The organism is Bradyrhizobium sp. Mp19, assembly GCF_029952935.1.
Taxonomy (GTDB): Bacteria; Pseudomonadota; Alphaproteobacteria; order Rhizobiales; family Xanthobacteraceae; genus Bradyrhizobium; species Bradyrhizobium elkanii.
In genome coordinates this window covers 244272-258193 of the sequence record NZ_JASAUT010000008.1, presented here as the reverse complement: position 1 = coordinate 258193, position 13922 = coordinate 244272, and the positions used below count along the sequence as shown (strand labels likewise).

The 13922-nt window shown below is 64.3% G+C and carries 13 protein-coding genes; 8 read left to right on the top strand and 5 right to left on the bottom strand.

Going from position 1 to position 13922, the window contains the following annotated elements; translation table 11 throughout:
• A partial coding sequence (locus tag QJT82_RS13565; protein ID WP_281446641.1) for a transposase occupies positions 1-298 on the top strand: 298 nt, incomplete at its 5' end.
• Positions 299-480: 182 nt separating this feature from the next.
• Here the strand turns inward: QJT82_RS13565 and QJT82_RS13560 are convergent.
• On the bottom strand, positions 481-1383 hold the full coding sequence (locus QJT82_RS13560) for an NAD(P)-dependent oxidoreductase (protein ID WP_259245202.1): 903 nt from the start codon (positions 1381-1383) through the stop codon (positions 481-483).
• Positions 1384-1556: 173 nt separating this feature from the next.
• On the opposite strand from QJT82_RS13560, the gene QJT82_RS13555 reads away from it, so the two are divergent.
• The 7 genes from QJT82_RS13555 to QJT82_RS13525 all read left to right on the top strand — a co-directional run bounded on the left by QJT82_RS13555 (position 1557) and on the right by QJT82_RS13525 (position 8828).
• Positions 1557-1994, top strand: coding sequence for a VOC family protein (locus QJT82_RS13555; protein WP_016843272.1), 438 nt, complete (start codon positions 1557-1559; stop codon positions 1992-1994).
• Between the two features lie 110 nt (positions 1995-2104).
• Entirely contained in the window at positions 2105-3235 is a 1131-nt protein-coding gene (locus tag QJT82_RS13550) for an Mrp/NBP35 family ATP-binding protein (RefSeq protein ID WP_028344540.1), read from the top strand.
• A gap of 243 nt (positions 3236-3478) precedes the next feature.
• Positions 3479-3715, top strand: a complete 237-nt coding sequence (locus QJT82_RS13545; RefSeq protein ID WP_028344541.1) for a hypothetical protein — start codon at positions 3479-3481, stop codon at positions 3713-3715.
• A 307-nt stretch (positions 3716-4022) separates the two neighbouring features.
• On the top strand, positions 4023-5111 hold the full coding sequence (locus QJT82_RS13540; protein WP_028344542.1) for a TRAP transporter substrate-binding protein: 1089 nt from the start codon (positions 4023-4025) through the stop codon (positions 5109-5111).
• Between the two features lie 238 nt (positions 5112-5349).
• A complete protein-coding gene (locus QJT82_RS13535; protein WP_028344543.1) occupies positions 5350-6438 on the top strand; it encodes a TRAP transporter substrate-binding protein in 1089 nt (362 codons plus the stop codon).
• Between the two features lie 384 nt (positions 6439-6822).
• Positions 6823-7497, top strand: a complete 675-nt coding sequence (locus QJT82_RS13530) for a response regulator transcription factor (RefSeq protein WP_028344544.1) — start codon at positions 6823-6825, stop codon at positions 7495-7497.
• A 2-nt stretch (positions 7498-7499) separates the two neighbouring features.
• Positions 7500-8828 carry an ATP-binding protein gene (locus QJT82_RS13525; protein ID WP_028344545.1) on the top strand — a complete coding sequence of 443 codons (1329 nt, stop codon included), beginning with the start codon at positions 7500-7502 and terminating at the stop codon, positions 8826-8828.
• A gap of 34 nt (positions 8829-8862) precedes the next feature.
• Here the strand turns inward: QJT82_RS13525 and QJT82_RS13520 are convergent, their stop codons facing one another.
• The 4 genes from QJT82_RS13520 to moaA form a co-directional block, all read right to left on the bottom strand.
• Positions 8863-10143, bottom strand: coding sequence for a M20/M25/M40 family metallo-hydrolase (locus QJT82_RS13520; protein WP_028344546.1), 1281 nt, complete (start codon positions 10141-10143; stop codon positions 8863-8865).
• A 218-nt stretch (positions 10144-10361) separates the two neighbouring features.
• Positions 10362-11963, bottom strand: a complete 1602-nt coding sequence (locus tag QJT82_RS13515; protein WP_028344547.1) for a TRAP transporter large permease subunit — start codon at positions 11961-11963, stop codon at positions 10362-10364.
• On the bottom strand, positions 11960-12499 hold the full coding sequence (locus QJT82_RS13510; RefSeq protein ID WP_028334243.1) for a TRAP transporter small permease subunit: 540 nt from the start codon (positions 12497-12499) through the stop codon (positions 11960-11962). The genes QJT82_RS13515 and QJT82_RS13510 overlap by 4 nt, the downstream gene beginning before the upstream one ends.
• A 342-nt stretch (positions 12500-12841) precedes the next feature.
• On the bottom strand, positions 12842-13876 hold the full coding sequence (gene moaA / locus QJT82_RS13505) for a GTP 3',8-cyclase MoaA (RefSeq protein ID WP_028344548.1): 1035 nt from the start codon (positions 13874-13876) through the stop codon (positions 12842-12844).
• Between the last annotated feature and the right edge of the window lie 46 nt (positions 13877-13922).

The window sequence follows — 13922 nt, the reverse complement described above, 5'->3', positions numbered from 1 at the left end:
CGATGTCCTGGCGCTCGCGCCACCCATGAGCGTGCTCCTCGCCGACAAAGGGTATGATGGCGACAAGCTTCGCGGCGCAATCATTCGTCGTGGCGCCAAGCCCGTAATCCCCAATAAATCTAACCGTGTCGTCATCCATCGCTTCAACAAACGCGCCTACAAAGGACGAAATGTCATCGAACGCTGCTTTTGCAGGCTCAAGGACTTCCGGCGCATCGCCACGCGATATGACAAGCTCGCCCGTAATTTTTTGGCCGCTGTTCATCTCGCCGCTCTCGTCGCATATTGGCTCAATTGAGTCTGGACCCTAAATTAACCTTTGCGCGGGGGCGCGATGGCGGGCGCACACGCGCACGCCAGGTCCGACAATTCCATGTTGTCATGGCCGGGCTTGTCCCGGCCATTTACGTCTTGCTTCTCGTGGATCCAAAGACGTGGATGCCCGGGACAAGCCCGGGCATGACGAGATGGTGGGAAGCGTTAGCGCTGCAGACGGGCGAGCAGGCTCGACGTGTCCCAGCGCTTGCCGCCCATCTTCTCGACCTCGGCATAGAACTGGTCGACCAGCGCGGTGGCGGGCAGGGTGGCGCCGTTGCGGCGGGCTTCCGCCAGCGCAATCGAGAGATCCTTGCGCATCCACTCGACCGCGAAGCCGAAATCGTACTTGCCCTCGTTCATGGTCTTGTAGCGGTTTTCCATCTGCCAGGACTGCGCCGCGCCCTTGGAGATGGTTTCGATCACGGCGGCGACGTCGAGGCCACTCTTCTTGGCGAAGTGGATGCCCTCCGACAGGCCCTGAACCAGGCCTGCGATGCAGATCTGGTTGACCATCTTGGTGAGCTGGCCGGCGCCGGCCGGGCCGAGCAATTTGCACATCCGTGCATAGGCGCCGGTGATGATCGGCTCCGCGCCTGCATAGGCGTCTTCGCTGCCGCCGCACATCACCGTCAGCACGCCGTTCTCGGCGCCGGCCTGGCCGCCCGACACCGGCGCGTCGACGAACTTGAAGCTGGCCTTGGTCGCGGCGGCATCGAGCTCGCGGGCGACCTCGGCGGAGGCGGTGGTGTGATCGACGAAGGTCGCGCCCTTCCTGACCCCGGCGAAGGCGCCGTCGGGGCCGATCGTGACCGCGCGCAGGTCGTTGTCATTGCCGACGCAGCACATCACGAAATCCTGACCTTCGGCGGCGGCCTTCGGGGTCGGCGCCGTCTTGCCGCCGAACTTGTCGGCCCATTCCTTCGCCTTCGCCGCGGTCCGGTTGTACACGGTGACCTCATGGCCGCCCTTTTTCACGAGGTGTCCCGCCATCGGGAAACCCATTACGCCGAGACCGAGGAAAGCGACTTTAGCCATGTCTGATACCTTGTGATTTGCCGTGGTGATCGCCCCTTGAGACCGCCGGAAAACGTCGCGGCGGGCAGGGCATTCCGTCCATGGAAGGAGCCGCACCATACCCCCTGTGCAGCGGAGGGCAACGGCCTTGGTGGGATGGCAGAAGGCGGTTTTGTGCTAGGATTGGCCCACCAACGAACTTCACAAAAAAGGGAGTGTCTCGCATGGGCATGAGCGTCGGTGTGCTCGATCATTTCAATATCCGGACCCGGAATCTCTCCGCCACCGTGCGGTTCTATGAGGACATTCTGGGCCTGGAAAAGGGCGCGCGGCCGAACTTCGCGTTCCCCGGTGCGTGGATGTACAGCGAGGGCAAGGCGGTCGTGCATCTGGTCGATATTTCGGCGACCGACGAGGCACAAAAGCCTGACTCGGGCGTCGTCCATCACGTCGCCTTTGCCAGCCAGGGCTTCGATGGGATGAGGCAACGGCTTCAGTCCAAGGGCATGGAATTCGACTCGCGCCAGGTTCCCGGCGGCGATCTCTGGCAGATCTTCGTGAACGACCCCAACGGGGTCATGATCGAGCTGAACTACGAGGCCGCCAAGGAAGGCGGCTCGGCTGCGCCGGCCGAGCGGCGGGACGACGTCGGAGCGAGGTAGCCTTTTGCGCTGCAACGCTCTATGGGTCGTCTCTTGGGGCATGATCCGGAAAAGTGCGAAGCGGTTTTCCGAACAAGATCATGCCGACTAAAATGCCCAGGAGATGCGCGGTGAGCGTGACGCAGCAACAGGTTCTCGATTGCCTTGCCAGGGTGATGTCGCCACGCGGCACGGCCTTGACCAACGCCAATGTGCTGTCGGCGATCACGGTCACCGACGGCAAGGTGTTCTTCTCGATCAATGTCGACGCCGCGGAGGCGCGCGCCTGGGAGAGCGTGCGTGCGCAGGCCGAGAACGCCGTGCGCGCCATTCCCGGCGTCAGCGTCGCGATGATCGCGCTGACCGCCGAGCGCAAGGCGGGCGGTGCGGCGCCGGCGCCGCGGCCGGCCGGCGGCGTCCCGCCGGCGTCCGCCCATCGTCATCCGCATCCGCCCGGCGGGCAATCGCCGATGGCCCGGCAGGCCGAGATCCCCGGCATCTCCGCCGTCATCGCCGTCGCCTCAGGCAAGGGCGGCGTCGGCAAGTCGACCACGGCGCTCAACCTCGCGCTCGGCCTGCGCGACCTCGGCCTGCGCGTCGGGCTGCTCGACGCCGACATCTACGGCCCGTCGGTGCCGCGGCTGACCGGCATCCGCGAGAAGCCGCGGCTCAATGACGACAAGAAGATGGTCCCGCTGCAGCGCTTCGGCCTGTCGATCATGTCGATCGGCTTCCTGGTCGAGGAGGACACCGCGATGATCTGGCGCGGGCCGATGGTGATGTCGGCGATCACCCAGATGCTGCGCGACGTCGCCTGGGGCACGCTCGACGTGCTCGTGGTCGACATGCCGCCCGGCACCGGCGATGCCCAGCTCACGCTGGCGCAGAACGTCCCGCTCAAGGGCGCCGTCATCGTCTCGACCCCGCAGGACCTCTCGCTGATCGACGCCCGGCGCGGGCTTGCGATGTTCAAGAAGGTCAACGTGCCGGTGCTCGGCATCGTCGAGAACATGAGCTATTTCCAGTGCCCGCATTGCGGCACCCGCTCGGATATCTTCGGCCATGGTGGCGCCCGCCACGAGGCCGAGAAGCTCGGGGTGCCGTTCCTCGGCGAAATCCCCCTGCACATCGCGATCCGCACCGCCTCCGATTCCGGCAACCCGGTGGTCGAGAGCGAACCGGACGGCCCGCACGCAGCGATCTACCGCGCGATCGGCGGCAAGGTCCGCGAGCAGCTGCAAGGCGTCATCGCGGCAGCCTGAGCCCGCATCGCGGCAGCCTGAGCCCGCGCTGCCGTCCCGCTGGGCCGATCGGCCTCGAAGCGTCGGAGCCCGGCGGGCCTTCTTCACAGGCCTGTGGCCCTTGGTGCCTTTGGACGATTGCTGAATCGGTTCCGGCCTGTATGTTTATGCAGGAGTGGCCGAATCGTACCAGCCTTCGATCAGCGGAAGGCGGCCACGGGTGAAGCCAAAACTGCGGGAAGGGGCCGTGAGGCGACCATCGACATGGCAGCATCACGCGAAGCAAACAAACAGCACCGCAAACATCTGACGCGGGAGAAGCGCGCAGAGGCCTCCCGGCTGGCATTCAACATGGCCAAGAAATCCGACTCGATCGGCGAGGCTGCCGAGGCGATCGCCAAGACGTATGGCGTCAGCAAGACAACCGCGCAAAGCTGGATTCGGCGCGGGCGGTATTTGGCTGATCAAGCCAAGAAGGCGCGAGACACGACGCGGCGCTGATTGCTCCCGTAACCCGGTGGTTGAGAGCGGACCGGACGGCCCGCACGCGGCGATTTACCGCGCGGTCGGCGGCAGCTCCGCGGCCACCTGCCAGGCGTCATCGTCGCTCCCTGAAGGCGCATTTTCCGGCTGATTTCCAGCCTCATCAGACTTTCGTTTAATTGGCGCGGTCATGCCATTGTCGCGTTTCCGTGACGCCGCCTTCCGTGTTAAAGGGCCGACCCAGAGCGCCTCGGCAGGCCTTCATGCGCCTGCCGGAGAACTGCTTGCGGTCACTGGGAAACGCCCCTGAAGGAGAAGTCTTACGATGAAGCGTCGTGATTTTTTGAAAGTTTCTGCGGCCGGTGCTGCCGCGACGGCGGTTGCCGCGCCGGCGATCGCGCAGTCCTCGCCTGAAATCAAGTGGCGCCTGACCTCGAGCTTCCCGAAGTCGCTGGACACCATCTATGGCGGTGCCGTCGAGCTGTCGAAGTACGTCGCCGAAATGACCGACAACAAGTTCCAGATCCAGGTGTTCGCGGCGGGTGAAATCGTCCCCGGCCTGCAGGCGCTGGACGCGACCTCCAACGGCACGGTCGAGATGTCGCACACCGTCGCCTACTACTATGTCGGCAAGGACCCGACCTTCGCGATCTACGCGTCGGTGCCGTTCGGTCTCAATGCCCGCATGCAGAACTCCTGGTGGTATCAGGGCGGTGGCCAGGAACTCGGCAACGAGTTCTTCAAGAAGTTCGGCGTGATCGGTTTCCCGACCGGCAACACCGGCACCCAGATGGGCGGCTGGTTCCGCAAGGAGATCAAGACCGTCGCCGACATGTCGGGCCTCAAGATGCGCATCGGCGGCATTGCCGGCCAGGTGCTGCAGAAGGTCGGCGTGGTGCCGCAGCAGCTCGCCGGCGGCGACATCTATCCGGCGCTCGAAAAGGGCACCATCGACGCGGCCGAGTGGGTCGGTCCCTATGACGACGAGAAGCTCGGCTTCCAGAAGGTCGCCAAGTACTACTACTATCCGGGCTTCTGGGAAGGCGGTCCGACCGTGCACTCCTTCGTCAACCTGGAGAAGTGGAACGCGCTGCCGAAGAACTACCAGGCGATCCTGGCCAACGGCGCCGCCAACGCCAACAGCTGGATGGCCGCGCGCTACGACATGCAGAACCCCTCCGCGCTGAAGCGGCTGGTTGCCGGCGGCACGCAGCTGCGTCCGTTCACCAACGAGGTGCTCGAGGCCTGCCTCAAGGCGACCAACGAGCTGTGGGGTGAAATCTCGGCCAAGAATGCCGACTTCAAGAAGTCGATCGATGCCATGCAGGCCTACCGCTCCGACCAGTATCTGTGGTGGCAGGTCGCCGAATACACCTTCGACAGCTTCATGATCCGCTCGCGTACCCGCGGCTGATCGGCGTCTAGCCTTTTGGACGAGCGTTCGCGCGACGCGAACGCATTGCCCGGCCTCCAGAAGGAGGCCGGGTTTTTTGCGTCTGGCATTCGGGAAGGGGATGCTCCATGCTCGCATCCGAAGCCTCGGCACGAAGGCGGCGTGTGATCGGTCATCGGTCATGACGGCAAAGAAAAGCGGCGCGACGATCGAAAGCAGTCGACGCTCGGACAACACAATCGAACAGGGCAGGATTCAAATGAAGCGAAGAGATTTCATCAAGGTCACGGGTCTGGGCGTCGCCGGCGCAGCCACGGTCGCAGCTCCTGCGATCGCGCAGTCGATGCCGGAGCTCAAGTGGCGCCTGACGACGAGCTGGCCGAAGTCGCTCGACACGCTGCACGGCGGCGCCGAGCTGATGGCGAAGGCGGTGGGTGAAGCCACCGACAACAAATTCCAGATCCAGACCTTTGCTGCGGGCGAGATCGTGCCCGGCCTGCAGGTGCTCGACGCCGTGCAGAACGGCACCGTCGAGATGGGGCACACCGCGCCCTATTATTATTTCGGCAAGGACCCGACCTTCACCTTCGGCTCCGCGGTGCCGTTCGGACCCAACATGCGCCTCAACCAGGCCTGGTTCATGCTGGGCGGCGGCAAGGACCTGCTCAACGAGTTCTACAAGAGCTACAACGTCACCTCGCTGCTCGCCGGCAACACCGGCTGCCAGATGGGTGGCTGGTTTCGCAAGGAGATCACCAGCGTCGACGATCTCAAGGGCCTCAAATTCCGCATCGGCGGCTTTGCCGGCAAGGTGATGCAGAAGCTCGGCGCGGTGCCGCAGCAGCTCGCCGGCGGCGACATCTATCCGGCGCTGGAAAAGGGCACCATCGATGCGGCCGAGTGGGTCGGTCCCTACGACGACGAGAAGCTCGGCTTCTACAAGGTCGCGCCGAACTACTACTTCCCAGGCTGGTGGGAAGGCGGCCCCATGCTGGTGGCGATGATCAACCTCGACAAGTGGAACGCGCTGCCGAAGCATTATCAGTTCGTGCTCGAGCAGGCCGGCCATCTCGCCAACAACTGGATGATGGCGCGCTACGACCAGGCCAATCCGATCGCGCTGAAGAAGCTGCTCGCGGTCGGCACCAAGCTGCGTCCGTTCCCGCCTGCGGTGATGGAGGCCTCCTTCAAGGCCGCCAAGGAGTTGCATGCCGAGGTTTCCGCGACCAATGCCAACTTCAAGAAGGTCTACGACTCGCTGACCTCGTTCTCCAACAACGGCTATCAATGGTTCCAGGTCGCCGAGGTCGGCTACGACAATTTCATGGCGCGCCACTCGCAGGCGTGACCGCTGCGAGTTGGACAGGAAATCGGCCTCGGAGCGAAAGCTCCGGGGCTTTTCCATGCCGCGATCACGGCTGCGGCGCGACGCGGCTTGCGAAGACGCATGACCGCCGGCTGGCCGTGGCGGCAGTTGCCAGTTCTCGATCTCCGGGCGCGAACGCGCAATCCGTTATGTTATCATGGCTACCTGACGTCAGCCTTACGCGGGCGCAGTCAAAGGCGCCTGGCGTGGATTTTGATTGCAGCGGGTAGGCGGTATCTGTTTTCAGGGCAGTAACACTAGCTGGAGCAACATGCGCTTGTGTCGCCATCGAGACGTCACCTTCGCATGCGTCTTGTTTGATGACAGCAAGCAGAAGATCGATTGAATGAAGTCAGGATTGCTGCGATGCGCCTTCTGATCGTCGAGGACAATGTCGAGCTCTCGCGGCTGCTCGCCAGCGGGCTGATGGCGGCGGGATACGAGTCCGATGTCGTCAACAGCGTTGCCGAGGCGCGCGATGCGCTGCGCAGCGTCAGCTATGCCGCCATGATCCTCGATCTCGGATTGCCCGATGGCGATGGCTTGTCGGTGCTGTCGGAGCTTCGCCGCAAGACCGATCCGCTGCCGGTCCTGGTGCTGACCGCGCGGGGCGGCCTGCAGGATCGGGTCAGCGGCCTGCGCAGCGGCGCGGACGACTATCTGGCGAAGCCGTTCGCGCTGGAGGAGCTGGTGGCGCGGCTCGAAGCCATCCTGCGCCGGCCCGGCCAGCTGCTCGGCTCCTCGCTGAAGCTCGCCAATCTGGTCTACGACACCGAGAGCAAGCAGGTGTTCGTCGACGGCGCTCCGCACGTGTTCTCCGCGCGCGAAACGTCGGTGCTGGAGATCCTGTTGCGGCGGCAGGGGCGGGTGGTGCCGAAGAAGAATGTCGAGGACCACATCTTCGGCCTGTCCGGCGAGGTCGCCTCGAACGCGGTCGAGGTTTACGTGTCGCGGCTGCGCAAGCTGCTCACCGAGCACCGCGCCAGGGTCATCATCCACACCATTCGGGGCGTCGGTTATCTGATGGCGGAGGAGAAGTAGGCGTGTTCCGCTTCAAGTCGCTGACGTCGCGGATCGTGTTCCTGCACATCGTGGCGGTCGCGGTCGCGGCGATCTTTCTGCCGCTGCTGCTGCTGTGGCTGTTGAATTCGGAGATCAATCAGCTGCATCGCGAAGCGATGCGCGACCAGGCCGCCGATCTCGGCCAGAACCTCTCGGTCGATGCCACGGGCAAGGTGCAGCTCAACTTGCCGGACAGCCTGAGGGGGCTCTATTCCGACGCCTATGGCCGCTACCGCTACGACATCTACGATGCCGACGATCATCTGCTGTTTTCGTCGCATCGCGAGGCGCCGCGACTGCCGGCCTTGGCCAACCGGATTTCCGGTGCCAGCGTCACCAGGCTGCTCGGCGGCCAGACGCTGCGCATCCTGGTCGCCGAGGACCTGTCGCATCGCGACGTCATCATCGACGACATCGTCTCCAATTTCTTCCGGCGGGTTGGCTGGATCACCATCCCGATCCTTCTGATCCTGCTTGCGACCGACATCCTGATCTTCCGCCGCGCGGTGATTCCGCTGTTGCGGGCCTCGGAGGAGGCGAGAAGCATCGGGCCGGCAAGGACCGATATCCGCCTTCCGACGGAGGGGATTCCGAGCGAGATCCTGCCGCTGGTGACGGCCGTCAACCAGGCGTTCGATCGCCTTGAGGAAGGCTTTCACGTGCAGCGCCAGTTCACGGCCGATGCCGCGCATCAGCTGCGCACGCCGCTTGCGATCCTCAGGACCCGGATCGAGACGCTCGATGCGGCCAAGGGGACCAGGGAGCTGCATGCCGACATCGAGAGCATGAGCCGCATCGTCAGCCAGCTGCTCGAGATCGCCGAACTCGACACGCTGGTGCTTGATCCCGGCGAGACCGCGGATTTGCGCGCGGTGTGCGCCGAGGTGGTCGGCTCGATCGCGCCTTACGCGCTGGCGCAGCACAAGGACATCGCGCTGCGCGGCACCGACAGTCCGGTGCAGGTCAGGGGCAATGCGGAGATGCTGCAGCGCGCGATCTTCAATCTGGCGGAGAACGCCATCAAGTACACCGCCGATGCGACCTCGGTCGATGTCGAGGTGCACGACAACGGTTCGGTGCAGGTGCGCGACTGCGGGCCGGGGATTGCGCCCGCCGAGCAGGGCTTGATCTTCCAGCGCTTCTGGCGTCGCGATCGCCAGCGCACCGACGGCGCCGGGCTCGGCCTCTCGATCGTACGCGGCGTCGTCGAGGATCACGATGCGACGGTGCGGGTGGAGAACCTGCCGTCGGGCGGCGCCCAGTTCACGCTGAGCTTCCGCCTCGCGAAGCAAGAGCCGGCGGCGTCCTGAACCGGCCCGCGAACGTGCCGCGGCCTTTGCCGGTCTATTTCACCTTGCCGTCGGACAGATCCATGATCATGCGCGTGGTCAAATACAGGCGCGGCACGATGCTGTTGATCTGCACGTATTCGGCATCGTTGGAGTGCGCGCCGAAGCCCGACAGGCCCATGCCTTCGACCACGGCGCCCTTGGTCTTGAGCGCGGCAAACGCCGCATCGGTGCCGCCGCCGGTGGCCCTTTCGGCGACGTTCAGCGACAGGCCCAGCTCCTGATAGATCGTCTTGCCGTGGCCGGCGATGCGGCGCGAGGCGTCGGTGGCCTCGAGCGGCGGGCGGCGCACCTCGAACTTCACGTCCACCCTGGAGTCCGGCAGCAGGCGATTCTTGATCTTGTCCTGCAGGGCTTTCTCGAGCTCGTCGAAATCCGCCACCTTGAGCGCACGCGCGTCGGCCTGGGCCGTGGCTTCGGCGGGGATCACGTTGCGGTTGGTGCCGGACTTGGACACCGTCCAGTTCAGCTTCAGGCCCTGCTCCGGCTTGGACAGGTCCTTCATCTGCAGCACCTGGTGTGACAGCTCATAGAGCGCATTCACGCCGCCTTCGGGCCTCGCACCCGCATGCGAAGACTTGCCGTGCACCGTGAGGTAGGCCGAGCCGATGCCGCTGGTGGCGAGGCGCAGCGTACCGTCGGTGCCGCTGCCCTCGAACGAGAACACGGCATCCTGCTCCGCGGCGAGGCGGGTGATGGTGCTGCGCCAGCCGGGCGAAGAGATCTCCTCGTCGCCATTGATCAGCACCGTGAGCGTACCGTAATTTTTGAAGTTCAGCTTCTGCAGCAACGCCACGGCGTGGAGGATGGTGGCGACGCCCTGCTTGTCGTCGGCAATGCCGAGCCCATAGGCCTTGTCGCCATCAACGCGGAAGGGTTGGTCCTTCAGCATGCCCTTGAGATACACCGTGTCCATGTGCGCGATCAGCATGATCTTCGCGCTGCCGGTACCCTTGAAGACGGCCTGCACGGCGGGGCCGATCTTGTCGGGCGTGTCGTCGAGGCGGTAGATATCGGTGGTCTGCAGGATATCGACCGCGCCGCCGAGTTGCTTGAGCTGGCCGGCGACGCGCTCGGCAAGCTGGTTCAGGCCGTCGATGTCCTTGCTGCCGGATTCGATCTGCACGAGGTCGCGCAGAGTGTCGAGCAGCGGCTGCTGCTCCTGTTGCGCCAGCGCGCGAAGGTCGGCTGCGTGCGCCGCGGGTGCAGCAAGCGCCAAACCAAACGACAGCATCAGCGGGCGAATGAGCGAGCGGGCGGGACGCAGTTGGGGCATGGCGGCGATCTGTGAGTTGGAGGACGATCCGTATCCCCGTCTTCACAGGCCTCGCCGATGCCGTCAACAGCGGCGTGCCTTGCGCCCGCAAGCGCGTTTTCGAGCGAAGTGGACGCCGGTTTGCGTGAAGAAAACGCGACAAAACGAGAATCCAGAGCTTCGGTTCTGATTCAATCAGAACCGAAATGCTCTGGGCAGGCCGAATGCGCTGATGCCGGCTACTGCTTCGGCTGGCCGAAGTCGAGCGGCGGCAGCTCGATCTGCGGCACCTCGATCTTGACCTTGTTGAGGTCGACATCGAGCGGCTTGTCGAGCAGTCCGGTGACGACGACCGGGAACGCAATCACCAGCGCCACCATGATCGCCTGCAGGCCGATCCAGGGCATTGCGCCCCAGTAGATGTCGGAGCTCTTCACTTCCTTCGGTGCCACGCCGCGCAGATAGAACAGCGCGAAGCCGAACGGCGGATGCAGGAACGAGGTCTGCATGTTGACGCAGAGCATCACGCCGAACCAGATCAGCGCGGCGTCGGGGCCGACCACTGGCGCCAGCACCTTCTGCGCGATCGGCGCGATCATCGGCAGGATGATGAAGGCGATCTCGAAGAAGTCGAGGAAGAACGCCAGGAAGAAGATGAACAGGTTGATGAAGATCAGGAAGCCCCAGACGCCGCCGGGCAGCGAGGTCAGATGGTGCTCCAGCCAAGTGCCGCCGGATACGCCGAGGAACACGACCGAGAAGCAGGTCGAGCCGATCAGGATGAAGGTGACCATGCAGGTGATCCGCATGGTGGTCTCGTAGCCCTGCTTGATCAGGTCGCGCAGGTCCGGGATCTTGACGGCCTCGAGGCAGATCCAGACCACCGCGGCGTAGGTGATCGCGAAGGCGAGCTTGAAGAGCAGGTTCTCGCTGTAGAGCATCGCGATGATGGTGCCGATGCCGCCGGCGATCACGCCTGCTATCAGCACCTTGTTGCCGGTGGCGCTGAAATCCTTGTGGTGGATGGCGGCGAGCACGATGGCGCCGACCGCGCCCATGGCGCCGGCTTCCGTCGGGGTCGCAAGGCCCATCATCATGGTGCCGAGCACGACGAAGATCAGCACCGCCGAGGGGATGATGCCGAGCAGGCACTTCTTCCACAGCGCCCAACCGGTCAGCGTGCGCGCCTCGACCGGCACCGCCGGCACATGGCTCGGCTTGAAGATGCCGAGCAGGAAGGTGTAGCCGGCGAACAGCAGGATCTGGAACACCGACGGGCCCCAGGCGCCGAGATACATGTCGCCGACCGACTTGCCGAGCTGGTCGGCGAGCACGATCAGGACGAGAGAGGGAGGGACAAGTTGCGTGATGGTGCCGGAGGCGGCGAGCACGCCCGTGATGTAGCGGATGTTGTAGCCGTAGCGGATCATCACCGGCATCGAGATCAGCGCCATCGCAATCACCTGCGCCGCCACCGTGCCGGTGATGGCGCCGAGGATGAAGCCGACGATGATCACGGAATAGCCGAGGCCGCCGCGGATCGGGCCGAACAGCTGGCCCATCGAGTCCAGCATGTCCTCGGCGAGCCCGCATCTCTCCAATATAGCGCCCATGAAGGTGAAGAACGGGATTGCCAGCAGCAGCTCGTTGGACAGCACGCTGCCGAAGATGCGGCCCGGGATCGCCTGCAGGAAGTTGAGGTCAAAGAAGCCGAGATAGATCGAGAGGAACCCGAACGACAGGCCGACCGCGGCGAGCGTGAACGCCACCGGATAACCGATCAGCATCGCTACGATCAGGCCGCCGAACATCAGTGGCGGCATCATCTCCAGCGTGATCATTGAGTCGGCCTCTCATACTTCGCGTCGATGGTCACGTAGCCCTGCAGCGCGGCGATCCGCTTGATCACCTCTGAGACGCCTTGCAGCGCAAGCATCACGAAGCCGGACGGGATAACGAACTTGATCGGCCAGCGTAAGAGGCCGCCGGCGTTGCCGCTCATCTCGCCGACCGCATAGGCCTGGTAGAAGAACGGCCAGGACAGATAGGCGAGCAGGAGGCAGGCCGGGATCAGGAAGAACAGCGTTCCGATCAGGTCGAGCCAGAGCTGGCCGCGTTCGGACAGCATCAGATACATGATCTCGACGCGGACATGCTCGTTGCGCTTGAAGGTGTAGGAGGCGCCGAACATCACGAGGATCGCGAACATGTACCACTGCGCCTCGAGCCAGCCGTTCGAGGAGTAGCTGAACGCGTAGCGGATCATGGCGTTGCCGGCACTGACCAGGCACGAGATCAGCACCAGCAGGTTGCAGATGTAGCCGATCTTCTCGTTGAGTTGGTCGATGGCCTGACTTAATGCCAACAATGGGCGCATCACGATCTCCACGGCCGCGCTATCCGCGCGCCGAATATCTCTTCAAGCATCATCTGGCCGCCGCGCGCATGCGCACGGAGCCACGGCTCACTTTCAGGAGCAGTTGCAAACGTTCGTCCTCCCCCGAAATCCGCTTCAGCCGTTCTTGGCTGCCGGGGGTCGTCGGCAGGAGCCGACGGAGGGCAGCGGCCTATGCTGGCCAGACTAGCGTGAAAGCTGATTCACCAAATCAGCGCCGTGGAACGCCGTCAATCGGAAAATGGACAAATTGACGCCGCGGCAAACTGTTGTCCCGCCTTGGTAATCGGGGGACAGGCCGCGCGTCGGGAGGGAGCTTGAAAACTAGCCGCCGGTCACGCTCATGTGGCGGCTGACGCTCGGACGGTTGTGGCGGCGGTCGATGATGAAATCGTGCCCCTTCGGCTTCAGTCCGATGGCCCGGTCGATGGCTGCCGCCAGCAGGTCGTTGTCGGCGGAGGCGCGCAGCGGCCGGCGCAGGTCGGAGGCGTCCTCGTGGCCGAGGCACGTGTGCAGCGTGCCGGTGCAGGTGATCCGCACCCGGTTGCAGGATTCGCAGAAATTATGGGTCATCGGCGTGATGAAGCCGAGCTTGCCGCCGGTCTCGGCAACCCGGACGTAGCGGGCGGGGCCGCCGGTGTCGTCGGACAGATCGGTCAGCGTGTAGTGCTTCTCGAGCCGCGCGCGCATCAAGGACAGCGGCACGTACTGATCGATCCGGCCTTCGCCGATGTCGCCCATCGGCATCACCTCGATCAAGGTCAGGCCCATGCCCTTGTCGTGCGCCCATTCCATCAGCGCGGGAATCTCGTCCTCGTTCATGTTCTTGAGCGCGACCGCGTTGATCTTGACGGCGAGTCCTGCCGACCGCGCCGCCTCGATGCCCGACAGCACCTTGTCGATGTCGCCCCAGCGGGTGATGGCCCGGAATTTTACGGGGTCGAGCGTGTCGAGCGAGACGTTGACGCGGCGCACGCCGCAATCGGCCAGCTCCTGGGCGAAGCGCGCCAGCTGCGAACCGTTGGTGGTCAGCGTCAATTCGTCGAGTGCGCCCGTGGTCAGATGCCGCGACAGGGAGCGGACCAGGCCCATCACGTTGCGGCGGACCAGCGGCTCGCCGCCGGTGAGGCGGATCTTGCGCACGCCCTTGGCGACGAACGCCGAGCAGAGCCGGTCGAGCTCTTCCAGCGTCAGCAGATCGGCCTTCGGCAGGAAGGTCATGTCCTCCGACATGCAGTAGAAGCAGCGCAGGTCGCAGCGGTCAGTGACGGAGACGCGCAAATAACGGATGGTCCGGCCGAACGGGTCGGTCATCGGACGAAACAGCGTGTCGGAATGCGCTTGCGTGGATCCGTTCATTCAGTTCGGGCCTTGCAATCTGTTCCCTACCTGCCGCGCCGTGATC

Excerpts from the sequence above, each read along its gene's own strand:
- QJT82_RS13555 (WP_016843272.1), top strand. The coding sequence starts at position 1,557 with ATGGGCATGAGCGTCGGTGTGCTCGATCATTTCAATATCCGGACCCGG.
- moaA (WP_028344548.1), bottom strand. The coding sequence starts at position 13,876 with ATGAACGGATCCACGCAAGCGCATTCCGACACGCTGTTTCGTCCGATG.
- QJT82_RS13510 (WP_028334243.1), bottom strand. The coding sequence starts at position 12,499 with ATGCGCCCATTGTTGGCATTAAGTCAGGCCATCGACCAACTCAACGAG.
- QJT82_RS13530 (WP_028344544.1), top strand. The coding sequence starts at position 6,823 with ATGCGCCTTCTGATCGTCGAGGACAATGTCGAGCTCTCGCGGCTGCTC.
- QJT82_RS13520 (WP_028344546.1), bottom strand. The coding sequence starts at position 10,143 with ATGCCCCAACTGCGTCCCGCCCGCTCGCTCATTCGCCCGCTGATGCTG.
- QJT82_RS13515 (WP_028344547.1), bottom strand. The coding sequence starts at position 11,963 with ATGATCACGCTGGAGATGATGCCGCCACTGATGTTCGGCGGCCTGATC.
- QJT82_RS13540 (WP_028344542.1), top strand. The coding sequence starts at position 4,023 with ATGAAGCGTCGTGATTTTTTGAAAGTTTCTGCGGCCGGTGCTGCCGCG.
- QJT82_RS13545 (WP_028344541.1), top strand. The coding sequence starts at position 3,479 with ATGGCAGCATCACGCGAAGCAAACAAACAGCACCGCAAACATCTGACG.
- QJT82_RS13535 (WP_028344543.1), top strand. The coding sequence starts at position 5,350 with ATGAAGCGAAGAGATTTCATCAAGGTCACGGGTCTGGGCGTCGCCGGC.